Annotated in this window: 18 protein-coding genes; 11 read left to right on the forward strand and 7 right to left on the reverse strand. The window is 57.4% G+C overall.

Annotated elements, in window-relative coordinates; all coding sequences use genetic code 11:
- Positions 1-30: 30 nt before the first annotated feature.
- Entirely contained in the window at positions 31-933 is a 903-nt protein-coding gene (locus tag AVCG78_RS10100; protein ID WP_071204524.1) for a LysR family transcriptional regulator, read from the reverse strand.
- A gap of 103 nt (positions 934-1,036) precedes the next feature.
- On the opposite strand from AVCG78_RS10100, the gene AVCG78_RS10105 reads away from it, so the two are divergent.
- Positions 1,037-2,026 (forward strand): aldo/keto reductase, encoded by a 990-nt coding sequence (locus AVCG78_RS10105; RefSeq protein WP_071204525.1) that lies wholly within the window; start codon positions 1,037-1,039, stop codon positions 2,024-2,026.
- 6 nt (positions 2,027-2,032) lie between these two features.
- Here AVCG78_RS10105 and ypfJ read toward each other — a convergent pair whose 3' ends face one another.
- The 3 genes from ypfJ to AVCG78_RS10120 form a co-directional block, all read right to left on the reverse strand.
- The gene (gene ypfJ / locus AVCG78_RS10110) at positions 2,033-2,932 is read right to left on the reverse strand and encodes a KPN_02809 family neutral zinc metallopeptidase (RefSeq protein ID WP_071204526.1); all 900 of its coding nucleotides are present in this window, start codon (positions 2,930-2,932) and stop codon (positions 2,033-2,035) included.
- Between the two features lie 162 nt (positions 2,933-3,094).
- The gene (locus AVCG78_RS10115) at positions 3,095-3,778 is read right to left on the reverse strand and encodes a glutathione S-transferase family protein (protein WP_071204527.1); all 684 of its coding nucleotides are present in this window, start codon (positions 3,776-3,778) and stop codon (positions 3,095-3,097) included.
- A gap of 552 nt (positions 3,779-4,330) precedes the next feature.
- On the reverse strand, positions 4,331-5,065 hold the full coding sequence (locus AVCG78_RS10120; RefSeq protein WP_015916659.1) for a DUF1868 domain-containing protein: 735 nt from the start codon (positions 5,063-5,065) through the stop codon (positions 4,331-4,333).
- Positions 5,066-5,345: 280 nt separating this feature from the next.
- Here AVCG78_RS10120 and carB point away from each other — a divergent pair, with 280 nt between their 5' ends.
- The 5 genes from carB (at position 5,346) to AVCG78_RS10145 (ending at position 13,206) form a co-directional block, all read left to right on the forward strand.
- A complete protein-coding gene (gene carB, locus AVCG78_RS10125; protein WP_071204549.1) occupies positions 5,346-8,828 on the forward strand; it encodes a carbamoyl-phosphate synthase large subunit in 3,483 nt (1,160 codons plus the stop codon).
- A gap of 168 nt (positions 8,829-8,996) precedes the next feature.
- Positions 8,997-10,262, forward strand: coding sequence for a DUF2235 domain-containing protein (locus tag AVCG78_RS10130; RefSeq protein WP_071204550.1), 1,266 nt, complete (start codon positions 8,997-8,999; stop codon positions 10,260-10,262).
- A gap of 447 nt (positions 10,263-10,709) precedes the next feature.
- Complete coding sequence (greA, locus tag AVCG78_RS10135) at positions 10,710-11,186, forward strand: transcription elongation factor GreA (RefSeq protein ID WP_015916662.1); 477 nt, start codon at positions 10,710-10,712, stop codon at positions 11,184-11,186.
- Between the two features lie 81 nt (positions 11,187-11,267).
- Positions 11,268-12,368, forward strand: a complete 1,101-nt coding sequence (locus AVCG78_RS10140; RefSeq protein WP_071204528.1) for a glycosyltransferase family 4 protein — start codon at positions 11,268-11,270, stop codon at positions 12,366-12,368.
- 10 nt (positions 12,369-12,378) lie between these two features.
- The gene (locus tag AVCG78_RS10145) at positions 12,379-13,206 is read left to right on the forward strand and encodes a glycosyltransferase family 25 protein (RefSeq protein WP_071204529.1); all 828 of its coding nucleotides are present in this window, start codon (positions 12,379-12,381) and stop codon (positions 13,204-13,206) included.
- Here the strand turns inward: AVCG78_RS10145 and AVCG78_RS10150 are convergent.
- Together AVCG78_RS10150 and AVCG78_RS10155 are read right to left on the reverse strand one after the other, a co-directional pair.
- Positions 13,160-13,912 carry a hypothetical protein gene (locus AVCG78_RS10150; RefSeq protein ID WP_071204530.1) on the reverse strand — a complete coding sequence of 251 codons (753 nt, stop codon included), beginning with the start codon at positions 13,910-13,912 and terminating at the stop codon, positions 13,160-13,162. The genes AVCG78_RS10145 and AVCG78_RS10150 overlap by 47 nt on opposite strands.
- Before the next feature lie 68 nt (positions 13,913-13,980).
- Positions 13,981-15,018, reverse strand: a complete 1,038-nt coding sequence (locus tag AVCG78_RS10155) for a hypothetical protein (RefSeq protein ID WP_071204531.1) — start codon at positions 15,016-15,018, stop codon at positions 13,981-13,983.
- A 486-nt stretch (positions 15,019-15,504) separates the two neighbouring features.
- On the opposite strand from AVCG78_RS10155, the gene AVCG78_RS10160 reads away from it, so the two are divergent.
- Positions 15,505-16,119 carry a sulfotransferase family 2 domain-containing protein gene (locus AVCG78_RS10160; protein ID WP_174089692.1) on the forward strand — a complete coding sequence of 205 codons (615 nt, stop codon included), beginning with the start codon at positions 15,505-15,507 and terminating at the stop codon, positions 16,117-16,119.
- A 194-nt stretch (positions 16,120-16,313) separates the two neighbouring features.
- Positions 16,314-17,306 carry a hypothetical protein gene (locus AVCG78_RS10165; RefSeq protein WP_156582863.1) on the forward strand — a complete coding sequence of 331 codons (993 nt, stop codon included), beginning with the start codon at positions 16,314-16,316 and terminating at the stop codon, positions 17,304-17,306.
- A 57-nt stretch (positions 17,307-17,363) separates the two neighbouring features.
- Here the strand turns inward: AVCG78_RS10165 and AVCG78_RS10170 are convergent, their stop codons facing one another.
- Positions 17,364-17,831, reverse strand: coding sequence for an Lrp/AsnC family transcriptional regulator (locus AVCG78_RS10170; protein ID WP_071204534.1), 468 nt, complete (start codon positions 17,829-17,831; stop codon positions 17,364-17,366).
- Between the two features lie 232 nt (positions 17,832-18,063).
- On the opposite strand from AVCG78_RS10170, the gene trxB reads away from it, so the two are divergent.
- The 3 genes from trxB to AVCG78_RS10185 all read left to right on the forward strand — a co-directional run bounded on the left by trxB (position 18,064) and on the right by AVCG78_RS10185 (position 20,848).
- Positions 18,064-19,038 (forward strand): thioredoxin-disulfide reductase, encoded by a 975-nt coding sequence (gene trxB / locus AVCG78_RS10175; RefSeq protein ID WP_060719812.1) that lies wholly within the window; start codon positions 18,064-18,066, stop codon positions 19,036-19,038.
- A 25-nt stretch (positions 19,039-19,063) separates the two neighbouring features.
- Positions 19,064-19,960, forward strand: coding sequence for a LysR family transcriptional regulator VtlR (locus AVCG78_RS10180; RefSeq protein WP_041698126.1), 897 nt, complete (start codon positions 19,064-19,066; stop codon positions 19,958-19,960).
- Between the two features lie 552 nt (positions 19,961-20,512).
- Positions 20,513-20,848, forward strand: coding sequence for an ArsR/SmtB family transcription factor (locus tag AVCG78_RS10185; RefSeq protein ID WP_071204536.1), 336 nt, complete (start codon positions 20,513-20,515; stop codon positions 20,846-20,848).
- Positions 20,849-20,875: the final 27 nt, after the last annotated feature.

The raw sequence follows: 20,875 nt of genomic DNA on the forward strand, positions 1-20,875 counted from the left end.
CGTCGTCTCATCACAGTTGTTGATGGGCGATCAACCGGGATCGCCATGCTCGCGGATATAATCGACGAAGACCCGCAAGGGTACGGGCATGTGGCGACGGCTGTGATAATAGAGGAAGGGACCGGAAAACTCGTCTTCCCAATCGGTCAGCACCCGCTCCAGCCGTCCGGCATTCAAATCCTCGATCACGAAGTCCTCGAATGTCCCCATCATGCCAAGTCCAGCCCGCACTGCGGCCAGTTCCAAATCGACCGTCTCAGCGATCAACCGGGGTGGCGGGGAGACATTGATCGCCTCGCCCTCGCGTTCAAAATGCCATTCATTCACCCGGCCACTGTTGAAACGATGCAGAATGGAGCGGTGATGGATCAGGTCGCGCGGATGTTCCGGTCGGCCATACTGCTCAAGATAAGACGGTGCTGCCACGCAAACATAGCGCTGGCGGCGCGGGCCAATGGGAACCGCGATCATGTCCTGATGCAGCGCCTCTTCATAGCGGATACCTGCATCGCAGCCTTCAGCCAGCACGTCGATCAAAGCGTCATTGACCCTCACCTCCAGCAGGATATCCGGATAGGCGGCCAGAAAACCGGTCACAATCGGCGGCAGCACACAGCGGGCGACGATACCCGGCACGTTAAGCCGTAACCGTCCGAAGGGGCGCTCGCGAAACTGGTTGATATCGTCAAGGGCCAGCTCGATATCGGCCAGCGTCGGCGACAACCGTTCCAACAGCCGCGCTCCGGCATCGGTCAGGGTCACGCTGCGGGTGGTGCGGTTCAGCAGCCGCACGCCAACCCGCGCCTCCAGCCGCCGCATCGCCTCGCTCAATGACGAGGCCGAAACACCGCGCAACTTTCCGGCTGCCCGGAAGTTTCTCAACCGGGCAATGGTGGCGAAGGCATCGAGATCGGCGAGCGGCAGATCGTTCATTGTGCAGAATTCCAAACAACACATACGGAATAAACAGGATTATCGCACAAAGCCAAACAGCGTAAACCTGTTTTCAGACAGACAGCAGAAAAGGAAACTGGATATGCAAACGGTAAAACTTGGAAAATCCGGCCCTCAGACCTCGCGCCTTGGATTGGGATGCATGGGCATGTCAGGCATGTATGGGCCTTCCGACCGCACGGAAAGCCTCGCTACCCTGCACGCCGCCATAGATGCCGGGGTAACGCTGATCGATACCGGCGATTTCTACGGCATGGGCCACAACGAAATGTTGATTGGAGAAGGGTTGAAGGGCGGCCTGCGCGACAAAGTGCAAATCAGCGTCAAATTTGGCGCTCAGCGCGACCCGGCTGGCGGCTGGATCGGGTACGACGCACGGCCATCAGCGGTGAAGACGGCGCTGGCCTACACGCTACAACGGTTGGGCACCGATCATATCGATATCTACCGCCCGGCCCGGCTCGATCCCAATGTACCAATTGAAGAGACCATCGGCGCCATCGCAGAGATGGTCCAGGCCGGCTATGTCAGGCATATCGGCCTGTCGGAAGTCGGCGCAGATACCATCCGTCGGGCAGCAGCCGTTCATCCGATCGTTGACCTGCAAATCGAATATTCGCTGATATCCCGTGGTATCGAAGATCAGATCCTGCCAACCTGCCGGGAGCTCGATATTGGCATTACCGCCTACGGCGTGCTGTCACGCGGACTGATCAGCGGCCATTGGACGGCACCGACGGCACCAACGGATTTCCGCGCCCATTCTCCGCGCTTCCAGGGCGAGAATGCCAACCACAATCTGGCGCTCGTCGAAGCCCTGACGCAGGTTGCGTCGTCAAAAGGCATGACCACAGCGCAAGCCGCCATTGCGTGGGTGCTGGCCAAAGGCGAGGATATCGTCCCTTTGATTGGTGCTCGCCGCCGCGACCGGTTGAAGGAATCGCTTGGCGCACTCGACTTTACCCTGTCACAGGAGGATATCGCCGCCCTCGAGGCGGCAGTCCCCAAGGGCAGCGCCGCCGGTTCCCGCTATGCAGAGGCGCAGATGGCGCATCTGGACAGCGAGAAGTAGCCGCCCTCAAATAGGGCCGGAAAAGGTGTCGCAGGCATCCATCCGGCCCCGGTCATAGCCTTTTTTGAACCATGCCATCCGCTGTGCGGCGGAGCCGTGGTTAAAACTCTCAGGCACGACATAGCCCTGGGACCGCTTCTGAATCGTATCGTCGCCAATCTGCCGGGCGGCGTTCAATGCTTCCTGCAAATCGCCCGCCGAGAGCAATCCCTGCTGATCGGCCTTCCGACCCCAGATCCCGGCAAAGCAATCGGCCTGCAATTCGACACGAACCGACATCTGGTTTGCGTCGGCAGCGCTCATCGAGGCGCGCATCTGGTTGAATTTCGGCAGGATCCCAGTCAGGTTCTGCACGTGATGGCCGACTTCATGGGCAATCACATAGGCCTGAGCAAAATCGCCTGATGCCTGGAACCGTTTGGAAAGCTCAGTGAAAAACGCGGTATCGAGATAGATACGGCGATCTCCAGGGCAGTAGAACGGCCCGGTCGCAGCAGAGGCTGCACCACAGGCAGAGGGATATTGACCGGAAAACAGCCGCAGCTTCGGCATCTCATAGGTCGCGCCGCGCTCCTGAAATGCCGCGGTCCAGACATCCTCGGTGGACGCCAGCACGCGGCTGACGAAGACTTTCATCTCTTCCTGAGCCGGTGTCGTTTGCTCGGATTGCTGCTGATAGGAAGACGGGGCGGAGCTACCGCCCTCCTCCAGCAATTGCAACATATCGATGCCCATCAGGCGAAGACCGAAGTAGATCAGCACCAGAACGATGATGGTTGAAAAACTCAAACCACGCCCACTGCTGCCAATCGGCAGCCGGATGCCGCGCCGGCCAAAGCCGCCACCGCCTGATGCACCCCTGACATCCTCGAGATTTTCGGACTGACGACGCCCATCCAGTTCCATCGGTTCTCTCCCCGGCCGCATATGCAGAACGCTCATGTTCAGCAAAAACTGCCGCCGTGCAACAGCAACGGCGGCAGGCTGGTAACGGCTTGGGGCCAACAGTGTTCCAAACACTCTTAAGCTCAACAGTGTTCCAAACACTGGGTTTGAAGAAAAAACCGGTCAGGTCTTGGCGAACATATAAGCACCACCGCGTTCCAGGGCGCGCTGATAGGCCGGCCTGGCACGGATTGTGGAAAGATAGGAACGAAGGACTGTAACATCGCCCGTATCGCCGGAAATCGACAGCACCGATTCCACCGGGAAACTCATGGCGATATCGGCGGCGGTAAAGTCCGGTCCGGCAAAATAACCGTCCTTTTTTAATTCCGCCTGCCAGAAGGCCAGATGTTCGCCAATCTGCGGATCGATCATCTTGCCGCAAACGCCATCGGAGATCCGCTGGGCCAGTCCGCGCAATAGAAACGGCATTTGCTTGGATAGTCTTGAGAATACCAGTTTCATCACCAGCAGGGGCATGGCCGAGCCTTCGGCATAATGCAGCCAGTAACGGTAGCGCAGGAAAGCGTCGCTGCCCGGTGCCGGACGCAAAACCGTCTTGTCATTGGTATCAGCGCCATAAGTGTCGATCAAATATTCGATAATGGCACCGCTTTCGGCGAAGATCCGGCCCTCGTCTTCGATGACAGGTGATTTTCCCAGCGGATGCACGGCCTTCAATGCCGCCGGGGCATGCATATCAGCACCGCGCTTGTAGGTTTTCACCTCATAAGACAATCCCAGCTCTTCCAGCAGCCAGAGAATGCGGTGCGCCCTGGAATGCTCCAGATAATGGACGGTAATCATCGGCAGGTCTCCTGGCTTATATCGGTTGCCTGGGCAGATAGGCCGCAGCCAGAGCATTTCCAGGATAAGTGTGAAACGGTTTTACGTCCGCAAAGGTGATGATTGAAAAAATGTCTCATGAAAATACCTTGGATTTTTAAAATCTGCTGTCATGCCCCTGGCATTTGCCAGAACAGCCACGGGACATGACGAAAATCAGGCTGCACCCCTTGCCCTGGCAAGTCGATATCCAATTTTGCAACCCTGACAGTGCATTAAAAAATGCCATTCGCCTTGAAGGCGCCACTAAAAAGGGGCAGCTAGGGGAAATGGTCGAGGACGGCGTCTGTTTCCCATAAATTCCCGTGGGATCAAATAGTTAAACAGTCGTCTTGTTGAGAATTTCTAAAAAAAACCGAGGCCAGACAAGCATAGGAATGTCGCAAAACGGCGGCAGACTCTGTTTGCGAAAAGCATAAAAACCCCATGGCATCGATCTGGAAAAGCCAACAGGGTTTTAGATACCTGCGACGCGAAAACGGTACAATATCGTATTGCTTAACGGCCGTTTTTTTAGTCGATATTATCCTGCAATACGATCAGTTCTTCGAAATGTTTCATGTCGTTAAAGGCACAGAAAGCCGGAGGATCAAGGGCGATATCCTCAAATTGCTCCAGGAATTCTTCTCGCGCCGTCTCCAGCATGGCCTGCCACTGAAAAAGGGCCGCCTCGGAAAATGGCCTGATGACATAGGCAAAGGTGATATGAAATTCGTAAGTCTCATGGTCTGGATGGCGATAGCCGAACAGATCCGCCAACCTGTCACGCCACTGGGCCAATGCCCGGCGATCCGCCTCACCCACTGGCTCCAACCGAAGCCCCGTCGGCAGCATCCGGGCAATCTTCATGCGAAAATCTGGCCCGGGCGCAAAATATGTCAGCCGCTGCGCGAGGATTTCCGTCATGTCGTCGATTGGCGCATCCAGCGGCAGATCCTTTGGCCAGAAAACGGCGGTGCGCCGATATTCGATAATGCCCTGAAACAAGGTCATATGCAGGCTGGAGGCAGGGGTAACGGCCAGGTGGTCAGCCTCCGGCATTTGCTTGTAGCGCTCCTGCAAGGCGACAATCGCCTTCTGGCTTTCACTTCCTGCGCGAAGATGACAGACAATGGTGTTGCCCGGTTCGGGTAGGAAATTGCCTTCAGCATCGAAACGGATGCCGAGATGTTTCGATGGTCCAGAGCGGCCAGCCGCAGAGAAACGAATGAGGTCGGACGACAGTTGCGTCTGCGGCATGAGGGCCATCTCCTTTGAAACCGAACAGGTTTTCTACAGCGCCTGCGCAAATGGCATGTGACAAACGGGTCCATTTTTCACGGTAATATCCCAGGGGAAATTGCCGGACCACATCCCCGCCGCGCCTGCCCTTCACTTATCCGTAGAAAAAGCGAAAACGGGGGTTCCGCTGATCGCCACAATTCCCTATAAGCCGCTTCTAGCCTGAAATACCATGGATCTGCGCCCGACCGGTGATGCCCCTCACCTTGGCCGGTTTTTCGCGCAGGTGAAGAGATCGGATAGAGACATGCCAAAGCGCCAAGACATTAAATCCATCCTCATCATCGGCGCTGGACCGATTGTCATCGGCCAGGCATGTGAATTCGATTACTCCGGCACCCAGGCCTGCAAGGCGCTGAAGGAAGAAGGCTACCGGGTCATCCTGGTCAATTCCAACCCGGCGACCATTATGACCGATCCGGGCCTGGCAGACGCTACCTATGTCGAGCCGATCACACCGGAAGTGGTCGCCAAGATCATCGCCAAGGAACGCCCGGATGCGCTGCTGCCGACCATGGGCGGGCAGACGGCCTTGAACACCGCCCTCTCCCTGAAGCGAATGGGCGTGCTGGACCGCTACAATGTCGAGATGATTGGCGCCAAGCCTGCCGCCATCGACATGGCCGAGGACCGCGCCCTGTTTCGGGAAGCCATGGCCCGCATCGGCCTTGAGACGCCGAAATCCATGCTGGCCAATGCCACCGAGATCAAGGATGCCGACCGCAAGACCCATGAGATTGCTCGTAATGAGGTAAAGTCCCGGCTTTCCGGCGACGCGCTCGACAAGGCGCTGGATGAGCTGGAAAACCAGTGGAACCTCGGTGAAACCGACCGCAAGCAGCGCTATATGAACCATGCCATGGCGGTGGCAGCCCAGGCGCTTGACGTTGTTGGCCTGCCCACCATCATTCGCCCGTCCTTTACCATGGGCGGCACCGGCGGCGGCATTGCCTATAACCGCTCGGAATTCTTCGAGATCATCGGCTCCGGCCTCGACGCCTCGCCAACCACCGAAGTGCTGATCGAGGAATCGGTGCTGGGCTGGAAGGAATATGAAATGGAAGTGGTCCGCGACAAGGCGGACAATTGCATCATCATCTGCTCCATCGAAAATATCGATCCGATGGGCGTCCATACCGGCGACAGCATCACCGTTGCCCCGGCCCTGACGCTGACGGACAAGGAATACCAGATGATGCGCAACGCTTCGATTGCGGTGCTGCGCGAAATTGGTGTTGAGACCGGCGGCTCCAACGTGCAGTTCGCGGTCAACCCCAAGGACGGCCGCCTCGTCGTCATCGAGATGAACCCGCGCGTGTCGCGCTCGTCGGCGCTGGCCTCCAAGGCGACCGGCTTCCCGATAGCCAAGATCGCCGCCAAGCTTGCGGTTGGCTATACGCTGGACGAGTTGGACAATGACATTACCGGTGGCGCGACGCCTGCCTCCTTCGAACCATCGATTGATTACGTCGTCACCAAAATCCCGCGCTTTGCCTTTGAAAAATTCCCCGGTGCCGAACCGACGCTGACCACGGCGATGAAGTCGGTGGGCGAAGTCATGGCGATTGGCCGCACTTTCGCCGAATCCTTGCAAAAGGCGCTACGTGGCCTGGAAACTGGCCTGACCGGTCTCGACGAAATCGAAATCCCCGGCCTTGGCCAGGGCGACGACAAGAACGCCATCCGCGCCGCCATCGGCACGCCGACCCCGGACCGGCTGCGCATGGTGGCCCAGGCGCTACGGCTCGGCATGTCGGAAGCCGAAGTGCATGAAGGCTGCAAGATCGATCCGTGGTTCATCGCCCAGTTGAAGGCAATCACCGATCTGGAAGCCCGCATCCGCGAGCATGGCCTGCCCGAAGACGCTGAAAACCTGCGGATGCTGAAAGCCAAGGGCTTTTCCGATGCCCGTCTTGCCAGCCTGTCGGGCAAGCGTCCAAAGGAAGTGGCCGAGCTGCGCAACGGCCTCAACGTCCGCCCGGTCTTCAAGCGCATCGATACCTGCGCTGCCGAATTCGCGTCACCGACGGCTTACATGTATTCGACCTATGAGACGCCGTTCGTCGGCGCGCTGCGCTCGGAAGCGCACGTGTCGGATCGCAAGAAAATCGTCATCCTCGGTGGTGGTCCGAACCGCATCGGCCAGGGTATCGAGTTCGATTATTGCTGCTGCCACGCCGCCTTCGCCCTGAAGGATGCTGGCTTTGAAGCGATCATGATCAACTGCAACCCGGAAACCGTCTCCACCGACTATGACACCTCCGACCGCCTGTATTTCGAGCCCCTGACGGCGGAAGACGTCATCGAAATCCTGCGCGCCGAACAGGAAAAGGGCGAAGTGGTTGGCGTTATCGTGCAGTTTGGCGGCCAGACGCCGCTGAAGCTGGCCGAGGCCCTGGAAAAGAACGGTATCCCGATCCTCGGCACCGCGCCTGACATGATCGATCTGGCCGAAGACCGCGACCGGTTCCAGAAGCTGTTGATGAAGCTGGACCTCAACCAGCCCAACAATGGCATTGCCTACTCGGTCGAGCAGGCCCGCCTTGTCGCCTCTGAAATCGGCTTCCCGCTGGTGGTGCGCCCATCCTACGTGCTGGGTGGCCGGGCCATGCAGATCATCCATAGTGAGAGCATGTTGCAGAGCTACCTGCTGGATACCGTGCCGGGCCTGGTGCCGGAAGCCATCAAGCAGCGGTATCCCAATGACAAGACGGGCCAGATCAACACCCTTCTCAGCAAGAACCCGCTGCTGTTCGATAGCTACCTCACCAACGCAATTGAGGTGGATGTCGATGCGCTGTGCGATGGCGAAAGCGTCTTCGTCTCCGGTATCATGGAGCATATCGAAGAGGCTGGTATCCATTCCGGCGACAGCGCCTGCTCGCTGCCATCACGCTCGCTGAGCACCGAAGTCCTTGACGAGCTGGAGCGCCAGACAGCCGCCATGGCCAAGGCGCTGCATGTTGGCGGGTTGATGAATGTGCAATATGCCATCAAGGATGGCGTGATCTACGTGCTGGAAGTCAATCCGCGCGCCTCGCGTACCGTGCCGTTCGTGGCCAAGACCATCGGCGCGCCGATTGCCAAGATCGCCGCCCGGATCATGGCGGGTGAAAAGCTGGATGCGGCGATTGCCGCCTACGGCACCAAGCCCGATCCGCGCAACTTGAAGCATATCGCGGTCAAGGAAGCGGTGTTCCCGTTTGCCCGCTTCCCCGGCGTCGATACGCTGCTTGGCCCGGAAATGCGCTCGACCGGCGAAGTGATCGGCCTAGATACCAGCTTTGCGCTGGCCTTCGCCAAGAGCCAGCTCGGCGCCAGCGTCGAGCTTCCCCGCGACGGCGCGGTCTTCGTGTCGGTGCGTGATGAGGACAAGGTCCGCATTCTGCCCGCCATCAAGCTGTTGACCTCCATCGGCTTCAAGGTTCTGGCCACCGGCGGCACGCAACGCTTCCTCGCCGAACAAGGCATCGAGGCGGTCAAGATCAACAAGGTGCTGGAAGGCCGTCCGCATATCGAGGACGCCATCCGCAACCGACAGGTCCAACTGGTGATCAACACCACCGATAGCAACAAGGCGATCTCGGATTCGAAATCACTGCGCCGCGCCGCCCTGATGCAGAAAGTGCCCTATTACACCACGATGGCCGGTGCGCTTGCCGCTGCCGAAGCCATTGAGGCGCTGAAAAAGGGCCAGTTGGAAGTTCGTCCGCTGCAAAGCTATTTCTGACAGCCCGCCCAATAATCGACGCTGTCCGTCGGCACATGGCGGTTCTTGAACAGACTGTGAGCGAATGCGACCGAAGGGTGAGGCTTTCCGCCTGACCCTTCAAAAGCCAGGGATGCTGCACCACGCTGATAATGCTATGAAAACCCCTTGATCTGGCAAGGGGACAGCGTGGGCAAAAACATCGTCATTCTGTTTGACGGCACGTCGAATGAAATTTCAGCCAGCCGAACCAATATCGTCAGACTGCTTGGCTGCCTGACCCGCAGCGACCAGCAATTGGTCTATTATGAGCCGGGCGTCGGCACGTTCGGTGCAGACGACAACTGGTTGCGACTTGCACGCCAATCCGCCGAAGTCTGGGGCCTGGCAACAGGCTGGGGGCTCGACCGCAATGTCAAGCGCGCCTATCGGTTTCTTGTTGAGAACTATCGGGCCGCACCGCGTGACGACGCCGGCAACACAATTGGCGAGGACGACAGGATCTACATCCTCGGCTTCAGCCGCGGCGCCTATAGCGCCAGGGTTCTGGCCGGCTTCATCAACAGCCTGGGCATTATTGCGCCGAATTTTCTCAATCTTGTGGACTACGCCTACCGGACCTATAAAACCATTCCCATAAGCGAGCGGCATGGCGAAACGGCTGACATCGTCAGCCACTCGGCACCCTCCGCCTTTGCCGCCATGCGTCTTTATGAGCGGACATTGCGCGGCTACCGTCCGGCGATTGCCTTTCTCGGCCTGTTCGACACCGTATCGACGGTGATCAACCAGACACAGAGAGGTCTCACCTTCCAGACCTTTCCCTTCACGACCCGCAATCCAAGCGTCGCCGCTGTCCGCCAGGCCCTGGCCATTGATGAGCGGCGCACGATGTTTCGACCGGTCTATTGGAAGTCCGGCCAGCCATTCTGGGGCAGCCCGTTCAAGCCGGAGGACCCGCATATGATCAAGCCTCAGGATTTCAAGCAGGTCTGGTTTGCCGGCTCCCATGGCGATGTCGGCGGCGGCTATAGCGAGGCGCAGAGCGCGACGGCCAAGATTCCGCTGGCCTGGATGATCGCCGAAAGCAGGCCATTCGGGCTGCACTACGACGAAGACACCGTCCATGACATCGTCTATGGCGAAGATGACGACAACGACCATGTGAAGCTCGATCCACTGGCCCCGATCCATAATTCCATGACCTGGTCCTGGCTGCCGTTCGAGATCGTGCCGCGTCGCGTACCCTTTTCCTCCTGGCGCTGCCGGCCTCCCAAGGGCTGGTATCTGCCGCTCTGCGACCCTCGCTCTATCGAAAAAGGCAGCGTCATCCATCAATCCGTCATCGACCGGCTGGACCACCCATCGAGGACGACCCCCTACAGGCCACCCAATATGCCGCCGCCCGGCGATTACTCAATCGAGCCTTGGTCTACCAAGCCGATTGAAGATTGACCGGCAGAGCGCTCCATGAACCAAAACGAGACAGCCCCGCCTTCGCATTTACAAAAAATCATCCTTGATCGAAGGTTAACATCCACGCAGGCCGAATCATCGCATAGAGTTGAGCGTAGAACCGGCGATAGACGGCAGAGATAATGACCCCAAGGATGAAATACCTGCTTCTGGTCTTTGCGATTTCAATTGCGATGTGGCTTGTCGCCATTGCCCTTGTTAACGACATCTGGAAGCTTATATCAGCGCAGTGACACGGTTGCGCCTGGGCGGTTGTGCCGGATGGACAGATTGAAAATACGTCCATTCGAAATCTCTGGAAATTGACTGTTACAGTCTGCTATAATGTCACGAGTTGGATATGTGGCTGGTTCCGTAGCTTTGCTTCGGAACCTGTTTTATTTTCATGGCCACGCCATGCGGGCATGAAAGGTGAAGGAAGAGGACATGGTTGATAAGGTACCGATGACGCAGAACGGCTTCTCCAAGCTTCAGGAGGAACTGCGCTGGCGTCAACAAGAAGAACGTCCTCGGATCATTGAGGCCATTGCCGAAGCGCGCGCCCATGGCGACCTTTCGGAAAATGCCGAATATCATGCCGCCAAGGAAGCCCAGAGCCATAATGAAGGCCGGGTCTCCGAACTCGAAGATCTGACTGCGCGCGCGGAAGTCATCGATCTGTCGAAAATGTCCGGCTCGAAAATCAAGTTCGGCGCCACCGTCAAGCTGATCGATGAAGATACCGACGAGGAAAAAATCTACCAGATCGTCGGCGATCAGGAAGCCGATGTGAAGGCTGGGCGTATCTCGATTTCCTCGCCGATTGCCCGCGCCATGATTGGCAAGGAAGCCGGCGACAGTATCGAAGTCGTAGCTCCCGGCGGCTCCAAGGCCTACGAAATTATCGCGGTCAACTGGGGTTGATCTCCAGCCTCTGCTGTTGAAAAAGGCGCGCCTTGCAGGTGCGTCTTTTTTCTGTGAGCCGTAACCTGCAATGTAGCCGTGATGACGAAAGGTACCCTGTGCGTGCTTGATCCTGCTTCAATCCTTGTGGTGGCTCCTCATTTCAAGCGGCGGCTTTCGGGCGTAACCTCCACCGTGGTGCAATTAATCCCGCAGCAGCGCCGCCGCGGACTGGCCATTGCCACACTTGGCCCCGGCCTGCCGGAGACTATGCCCGCCCTCACCTTCGCACAAATGCCAGCCTTGTGGAAAAAGCCGCGCGGCGCTTCCCATCGCGTCTGGCATGCCCGGCGCAATCTGGAAATGTTGGCAGGCGTGGTGTTGCGCGACGTGTTGCGCATGCCGCTGAAACTGTTGTTTACCTCGGCGGCCCAGCGTCATCACAGCCGCTATACCCGTTGGCTGATCTCGAAAATGGATGCCGTGGTCGCCACCAGCGCCCGCTCCGGTTCGTTTTTGCAGGTGCCGCATAGCGTTATCCGCCACGGTATCGACACCGAACTGTTTCATCCGCCGCAAGGTGCCGAGGACAGAATAGCAGCCACCAACCTGCCGGGCGATCATCTGATCGGCTGCTTTGGTCGGGTGCGCCATCAAAAGGGCACCGATCTGTTCGTCAAGGCAATGATTGAGCTGCTGCCCCGCTATCCCGGCTGGACAGCTGTGGTCTCCGGTCGCGTCACCCCGGAACACAAGGGCTTTGCCGAGGGGCTAAAGGCGCAGATTGCCTCTGCCGATCTGACGGAGCGGATCGTTTTTCTGGGCGAGGTCGAAGATATCAAGCCGTGGTATCGGCGGCTGACGCTCTATGTCGCGCCCTCGCGCAATGAAGGGTTTGGCCTGACGCCGCTGGAAGCCATGGCGTCCGAAACCGTGGTGGTCGCATCGGACGCCGGGGCCTATGCGGAACTGATTGCCGAAGGGGCAACCGGCGCCGTGGTTGCCGCCGATGCCTATGCGCCGCTGCGTGATGCAATCGAGCCTTATCTGGCCGATCCCGGTCGCGCCTGCCTACATGGCAAGGCTGCCGTTGCCCATGTGCGGGAAAATTTCGCGCTTGCCAGAGAAGCGGCAGGGCTGGAGGCGGTCTATAGCCGATTGCTCGGCAGGCCGGTCATCGCGCCGCCCGCGCCCCAACCATAAAGCCGACGCCATGCAGGTGCTGATCATCAATCTCGACCGCGCCCGTGAGCGTCTGGCCTTCCAGCAGGCGCAGATGCATGCCCTTGGGCTGTCCTTCACCCGCATCGCGGCCTTGGATGCCGACCATCTTCCCGATCTGGGCGAGGCCTATTGGAACGGCTGGGAAAGACCGATTCGGCCTGCGGAACGGGCCTGCCTGCTCAGCCATCGCCAGACCTGGGAGACCATTGCCGAAGGCGCAAACCCCGTGCTGGTGCTGGAAGACGATGCGGTGCTGTCTGACAGAGTTCCAGCTCTCTTGGAAACGCTGCGCCATCGTAGCGATCTCGACCATGTGACGCTGGAAACCCGCAGCCGCAAAAAACTTGTCGCTCGCGCCAGCCTCTCCGATCTGCCACTGCGCAGGCTCTATCAGGATCGTTCCGGGGCTGCGGCCTATATTCTCTGGCCAACGGGAGCCGCCAAGCTTCTCCAGCGCAGTGCCATCAACGGTGCCATTGCCGATGCGGTGATCTGCGCGGCCTATGAGCTTGCCTCTTTCCAGGCCGATCCGGCGCTGGCCGTGCAACTGGACCGCTGCGCGCCCTATGGCCTGCCCGAACCCATTGCGACCCAGTCGTCGATTTCGCCCACTCAATCAGAAAAGCAGAGCCCCTCCCTCGCCTTTCGGCTCAGGCGGATCAAGGCCCAGCTGCGGATGGGCCTGCGTCAGCTTTGCCACAGCAATGATGCGCAACGGCGGCAGGTGCCGGTCCGGCGCGAGGATTTCGACTATCTGAAGAGCTTGGCTGTCACTCAGACCACCAGCCCGTCCGCCCCCGGTGATGCTGCGCCTTAAGGCGGGCAAAGGCGGTATCTTCCACCTGCAGCCGGTCGAAGACGGTTTTCAGCATCAGTCCAACAGGGCCTTGCGCCATCAATCCGTCCAGCCGCCAGCGCATGTTGCGCAGGGTATCGTCAGTGCCGATGGTAAAGCAGGACAGGCCGGAAAACAGCGAAATCAACTCCGATTGCAGCCGCTCCAACTTTTGCGCATCGGCCGGTGCCGGAGCCGTCGCCAGCACCCGCTCGGTCTCATAGATTTTCACCGTATTGACCAGCAGCGACACCAGCATGGCTCTTGCCCGCTCCCCGGCATCCGGGTGATGATCGACAAAACTGTCGGCAGCCGAAACCAGCCAGCGCAGATTGAGGTTTTCGCAGAGGAAATCAGCCTCCGCCTCCCACAATGCCTGTAATTGCGCAAATGTCTGTTCCACCTGGAATTCACGGCGCAACAGCACGATCAGCCGGGCATGATGCCAGAGCAGCTCCGGCTGGCCCGAAAATTCGCGGCGCAGGTTTTCCAGATGCAGATCAAGCGATTTTTCCGAACCGCGCGTCTGCAAAGCCGAGTCACCCTCGACGATCTGATGTTTGAGCGCCTGATAATCCAGATCCCCCTCAGCATGGCGCGAGGCACCCCAGCGTTTGCGATGCTGATTAAGGGAAAAGAACCGCTCAAGCCGGGTTTTCTTGCGAGGCCGGGTTTTCTTGCCGAACATGCCCTATCCTGTCACGAAGGTCTCAGCAGCCTGATGAGAGGCAGCCACACAAAGCGCAACAAGGCGCATCACAGTCCCTGTAGCTGAAAACCAGCCAGAACGGAATGGGCAGGACTATGGCGCGCCTGACGGCTAACGCCGGCGCACCGCATGGCGAGAATAGGTGCAAACCGTTTCAACACATCCCCGGCGCGGATTTCGTCCAGCGTCCAATGGGCATAAGCGATATCATAGAAAAGCTGCTCGCGTTCCGGCAAAGGCGGATCGACCACATCCTCGATCTGTTTGGAGCAAATCGGCGCGGCGATATTGAAGCGTGATAGCGTGATGACCGGCACGCCTTGCAGCAGGGAATCCAGCGAAAAAGACGATGAATAGCATATGGTGCAATGCGCCCGCGCCAATTCATCGACAACGGTGAGGGACGACAGGCCGGAAAGGTGCAGTCCGGAAACTGTCGCAAGCTCTGCCTCCAGCGCCGCGAAATCCTCGTTTTTCATGCCCGGATGTGGCCGCACGATGATGGGCCGATCCGTCAGCCTGCGCACGTGGCGAGCGGTTGCCACCAACCACTGCCGAACATCCATGCCACGCATGGCCGCGTCTCCGGGAATCTGCCCGATGATCAACACATGCTCACCAGCACTGCGATAGGGCTTCAGCCGAATATTCAGCGCAGTGCTTTGCTGTTCCCAGCGGTCCGGCGGGCTATTGGCATTACAGAAATCACCCTCGCCGGGCAGGGAACCGTCAAGGGCGATCCGGTAGAAATTATGCTTGAATTTATACAGGCTGCGGCGATGTCCAAGCAGGGTATGATACCAGTTAAACGATCGCTTGCTGGTCTCACGCCCCCAGAATCCGACTTCGACCGTCAGCAACGGCCCCTTATGCTGAACGGCAATAGCGGTGCGCAAGGCATGGACCGGCGTCGAGTCACGCCCGAAAGATCCGAAGATCACGGCGACGTCGCAGGGTTTATAGCTCGCGTCCTCCACGAGCGACACGCGAAGAGACGGATGAGAATGTTTCGCAAAGGCCTCGAAGGGGAATTCCTTCTTGGTTGCCCGAAACACATTGACGTTTATCGCATCAGATACCTGCATTTCGGTGTCCTCTTGCCCGTCACACGGCAATCTCCAGGCTGTAAAATACCGGGATTCCAAACTACCGATCATAAACCCGTGATTGTCACAGGACCAATCAATTCGTGTTTGTATTCACTGGACAACCGCGATTTCTCCCAGTTTTCCCTGAAAAGAAGCGCGGATACACCCGTAGTTTTGAACAGGCCTTCCCAGCCCCGGACGAATTTGTGATTTTTTTAAAAAACCCTGGCGCGAATCAGTAACTTATTGGTTACTACAATATCAGAGCATTCTATCCCCCAAGCGCCGCATCTGGCGCAAAGCGGATAAAATCAGGTGTTGGGATCAAGATGAGCTTGATCCCTCTATACATGCGGGATTCTTGGGCCGGTATATGGCAGCAGGAAATCCGCAGCAGGTTCAAGACATTACAGCATCATGCATTTGAGAAAACGCATGGATGTTGAGGCGCTGGGACAGCGCTATCCATTAAAAGGGGGGACCATGACGGTCGTTGCGCCAAACTTTGTCTTTGTACATGTTCCGAAATCCGCCGGGAGATCCATCACCAGGGTGCTGGGTGGCGAGACTCAAGGGGTTCCGACCCATACGCCGTACACGAAGCTCGCCAATTTCGGCATCGACAAGCGTTTCAGCTTCGGCTTCGTTCGAAACCCATGGGACCGAATGGTATCCCTTTACTCGTTTCTTTGCCAGAAACGGCTACAAGCCTATGAGTGCCCCGATTACCAGCAGCATATTCGCGATATCGGCTTCAAAGCCTGGCTGCTTGAAGATGAATATTATTCGCGGCATGACGAACATTGGCCGGATGAAGGCCTGCCCCCTCTTCAACGCCGCTCGCAATTGTTCTGGTTGTCCGGCTGCGACTTCATCGGAAAGATCGAAAACATCAATTCGGATTTCCGCCATATCCGCAAACGGATCGGATTGAAGCCGACCTTGATGGAAAGACTGCGCCTGACCAGCCCGGTCCCGAAGAAAAACAGCTCGAAACGCGGCAATTATACCCGCTATTTCGATGAGGAAACCAGAGCCTTTGTTGAGGCCCATTTCCAGGAGGAAATCCGCGTGTTCAACTATACATTCGGCTCCTGATACCCAATCTCGAAAATGTGAGCCGCGCCCTCGCCGTGAAGGCATGCAAATATCTCAAACGCTTGCATCGCTTGAGATATTTGCAAAAATGATGGGCGCGATCATTTTCAATGACTCTTCGTAGAAAATCTGTTTGAGATAAAATCAGGGCGCTGACCGTAAGCAGAACAGCGCCGGATTTCGAGGAGCCACACGTGATATCTGCCCCCTTACACCACGCGCGACTGAAAGTCGTATGCATTGGCTTCTGGGCAGATTACGAAGACTATTTCTGGACCAGGGCCGATACCACGCGCTTTGATGTCGCAGTCGTCAACGTCAAACAGCAAGCGCGCCGTCAGCTGATCTTCAAGATCCTGCCGCGCTTCTGCCGGAAATACGTTTACGAGAGGATACTCACGGATCATATTGCCCGCCATCCCGACGCCTTGTTCATCGTCAACGAGCGCGAGGAGATCGTGGATTATCTTCACCGCACGCGCCCCAGGGCATCTATTGCCGTGGTCGTGCGCAATCCAATTGCCACAAAAAACGGCATGGGACCTCTGCTGCGCGATCTTCATGCCGAAGGCTATCCGGTTCTGTCCTTCGACCAGGCCGATTGCGAGCGCTACGGCTTTGAATTCTACAGGCAATTTATCGCCGCGGTAGACGGTGTCCGCTCGGTCAATCCAGTCTACGACTTCGCCTTTCTGGGCAAGGACAAGGGACGCAAGGATCTGATAGAGACACTCAGCGATCAGTTGACACAAAAGGGCTTCAGCACCTCTATCCGTTTCACCGAGGTGAAAAAGCACCGCAAGACACTGACCGAACGTCTCGCCAAGAAACCGGTCAATAAGCCCTATCCCGCCTATCTCGCCGAAAATCTTGCCGCACGCTGCATCATTGATATCGTCCAGGACGGCCAGAAGGGCTTGACGCTGCGACCGCTGGAAGCCGCTCTCTACGGACGCAAGCTCATGACCAACAATCGGTCTGTGCGCGACGAGGAATTTTATCATCCAGACAATGTCTTCATTCTCGGTGAGCATTCAAACCGCCCACAGGGCCTGGAAGGAATAGAGGATTTCTGCAAGGCGCCCTTCGTCGAAATCTCGCCGCAGGTTATGGCGCTCTACTCGGTGGATGCGCTGATCGACCAGATCACTGGCCTGCTCAAGCCCACATCAAGTCTTGAGAAATAGCAGCACGAATCATGGACGATGATTTTGCGGCAAGGCGCAATCAAATATCCACCAGCGTCAAATATCCACCAACCCAAGCCGCTTGATCTGCCGGATCGTCAACAGGGTTTTCACCGTATCGACATGGCTATTGGCCGTCAGAGTCTCGATCACGAAATCCTGGAAACTGGTGAGGGTGTCGGCAACGCAGTGTAGCAGGAAGTCGCTTTCACCATTGACCATCCAGGCCTGGCGCACCAGCGGCCATTGTTCGGTGGCGGCGGCGAAACTCTTCAGATTGGCTTCCGACTGATGTTTCAGGCCTACCATGCAGAAGGCAACCAGATCGAAGCCCAGTTTGGGGCCGCTTAAAGCCGCATGATAGCCTTGAATAATGCCCGTCTCTTCCAGCTTGCGCACCCGGCGAAGGCAGGGCGGTGCGGAAATACCGACGCGCTCCGACAGTTCGACATTGGTCATCCGACCGTCGCGTTGCAGCTCTCTTAGAATTTTGATGTCGATGGCATCCAATTCGGCCCGAAACAAGCGGTCACCCTTTTATCAAACTCCATGCGCGCTTATGACCCTGACCGGGTTTCAACGCAAGAAAATGTCCGTTTGCCGCAGTAAAATTACGGTGGATGGAATTGCCCTGTTATAAACGCAGAGCTGCCCTTGAATAAATGCATGGAGCCTTCATAAATGAAATGAAGAAAAGGCGAGGCAGGCATCCTATATGCCGCACACCACACGTCCCTCGCCACGGAAAGGAAAGACCATGTCCGCCCGCCATACCAAAGTGCTGATTATCGGCTCTGGTCCCGCCGGTTATACCGCCGCCATCTATGCAGCCCGCGCCATGCTGAAACCGGTGTTGATCGCCGGCATGGAACAGGGCGGCCAGCTGATGATCACCACCGATGTGGAAAACTATCCCGGTTTTGCCGATCCGATCCAAGGACCCTGGCTGATGGGCGAAATGCTGAAACAAGCCACCCATGTCGGCACGGAAATCGTCAACGACCTGGTGACAGAGGTGGAAACCACCCGCCGCCCCTTCACCGTGAAGACCGATTCCGGCACTGTCTGGACCGCCGACACGCTGATCATCTGCACCGGTGCCAAGGCGAAATGGCTGGGCATTGAGAGCGAACAGCATTTCCAGGGTTTCGGGGTTTCGGCCTGCGCCACCTGCGATGGGTTTTTCTATCGCAACAAGGACGTGATCGTGGTCGGCGGCGGCAATTCGGCGGTCGAGGAATCGCTCTATCTGTCGCATATCGCCAAGACCGTGACCGTCGTGCATCGCCGCGACAGTTTCCGCTCGGAGAAGATTTTGCAGGAGCGGCTGTTTGCCAAGGATAATGTCAAAGTCCTCTGGAACACCGTCATCGATGAAGTCACCGGCATCCCGGCCAAGCCGCCGATGCCGCCCTCCGTCACCGGCGTGCGGCTGAAGAACCTCGACAGCGGCATCGTCACCGATACCCCCATCGACGGCGTTTTCGTCGCCATCGGCCATGCGCCCGCGGTGGAACTGTTCACCGGCAAGCTGAAATTGAAGCCAAATGGCTATCTGTGGACCGCCCCGGATTCGACCGCGACCGACGTGCCCGGCATTTTTGCCGCCGGCGACGTGACGGATGATATCTACCGCCAGGCTATTACTGCTGCCGGCATGGGCTGTATGGCCGCCCTTGAGGCAGAACGTTATCTTGCCGCGGAGATTATCCCGGCTCAGGCCGCGGAGTGAGGGCATGATGCGAGGCAGCAGCAATATACCGCTGGATTGGGACAAATTGCGGATTTTCCACGCCGCAGCCGAAGCCGGGTCCTTTACCCATGCGGCAGATAAGCTGCATCTCTCGCAATCGGCAATCAGCCGACAGGTGAGCGCGCTGGAGCAGGATGTGGGGGTGAAGCTGTTTCACCGCCACGCCCGGGGCCTCATTCTGACCGAACAGGGCGAATTGCTCTATCGCACCGCCCATGACGTGCTGCTGAAGCTGGAAACAGTGAAAATGCAGCTGACTGAGACCACCGAAAAGCCGAGCGGCAAGCTGCGCGTCACCACAACGGTCGGGCTTGGCCAGGGTTGGTTGACGGACAAGGTACAGGAATTCCTGCAACTTTACCCTGATATGTCGATCCAGCTGATCCTCGACAACGAGGAGCTGGACGTCAACATGCGCCACGCCGATTGCGCCATCCGGTTGCGCCAGCCGCAGCAATCGGACCTGATCCAGCGCAAGCTGTTTACCGTGCATATGCATGTCTATGCCGCGCCCTCCTATATCAATCGCTATGGGGAGCCGCAGACCATCGAGGATCTCGACAACCATCGGATCATCAGCTTTGGCGAACCAGCGCCCAATTACCTGCTTGACGTTAACTGGCTGGAAGTGGCCGGGCGCTCCTCCGACAATCGCCGCATTCCCCATCTGCAAATCAACAGCCAAACCTCGATCAAGCGCGCCTGCCTGCTGGGCATAGGGGTCGCCTGCATGCCCGATTACATTGTCGGACGCGATCCGGGGCTGATTCAGTTGCCGATCAATGCCGAAGTTCCGTCCTTCGATACCTATTTCTGCTATCCGGACGAGATGAAAAATGCGGCCAAGCTAAAAGTTTTCCGCGACTTCATCGTTAGCAAGGCGCGCAACTGGAATTTCTGAATCCGTCAGATCGTCTTATGCGCATCTATGCATAGGCCTTACTGAGCAGTCGCAGCAAGGTCGCTGATCATCGTCAAATCGTTTTTCAATTGCGACGCAAATAGCAGACATGCGACATTTGCATGCCTCCTATGCACAAAAAAGCATTGTTCACTGCACAAAAAACCACCATATCGCTCATAGCTGATGCACACGGTGGCTTCCTCCCAGTTCCCACCGCACCAGCTGTTCCCCTCTGGAGGTTTTTAACCTTCACACTTTAAGGGCCCTGGAGTAATCCGGTGGCCCCTTTTTTTTGGCTTTTTTCTTTTTGGGTCCTCGTTTTTACGGGGAGCAAACTTTTGCACGCACCCTTGAAAACTCTAAGGATTGATCTATATAATTGTATAGTTGCGGAGAGACTATCATTGGTAGTTTTCTGTAGCTGTTCCCCTCTGGAGGTTTGACGACCTTCACACTTGAAGCATCCGTTCGCGGGTGCTTTTTTTTGGCCGCTCCAAAAACAGAGGTCACCTCTCTTGATATCGGATTTTTACGATCCATATATCGTTCATGGACGATACGAATTCTGACACGCTGGAAGACCTTGGCAAGCCGGACATGGATGACGCGCTGAAAGCGCTGTCGCATCCTGTTCGGCGTGAGATCTTGCAATGGCTGCGCGAACCGGAAAAGCATTTCAGCGATCAGGCTCATCCGCTGGAAATGGGCATTTGCGCGGGGCAGTTCGAGCGCTGCGGCCTGTCGCAATCCACCGTATCGGCCCATCTCGCGAGCCTTCACAAGGCCGGACTGATCACCTCACACAAGGTCGGACAATGGGTTTTCTACAAGCGGGACGAGGCAGCCATTGCGGCTTTTCTATCCCGGCTGTCGTTGGAACTCTGACCTCCCCCATCACACTCTCATCATGAC

The organism is Gillisella vitis, from assembly GCF_021559775.1.
Lineage (GTDB): Bacteria > Pseudomonadota > Alphaproteobacteria > Rhizobiales > Rhizobiaceae > Allorhizobium > Allorhizobium ampelinum.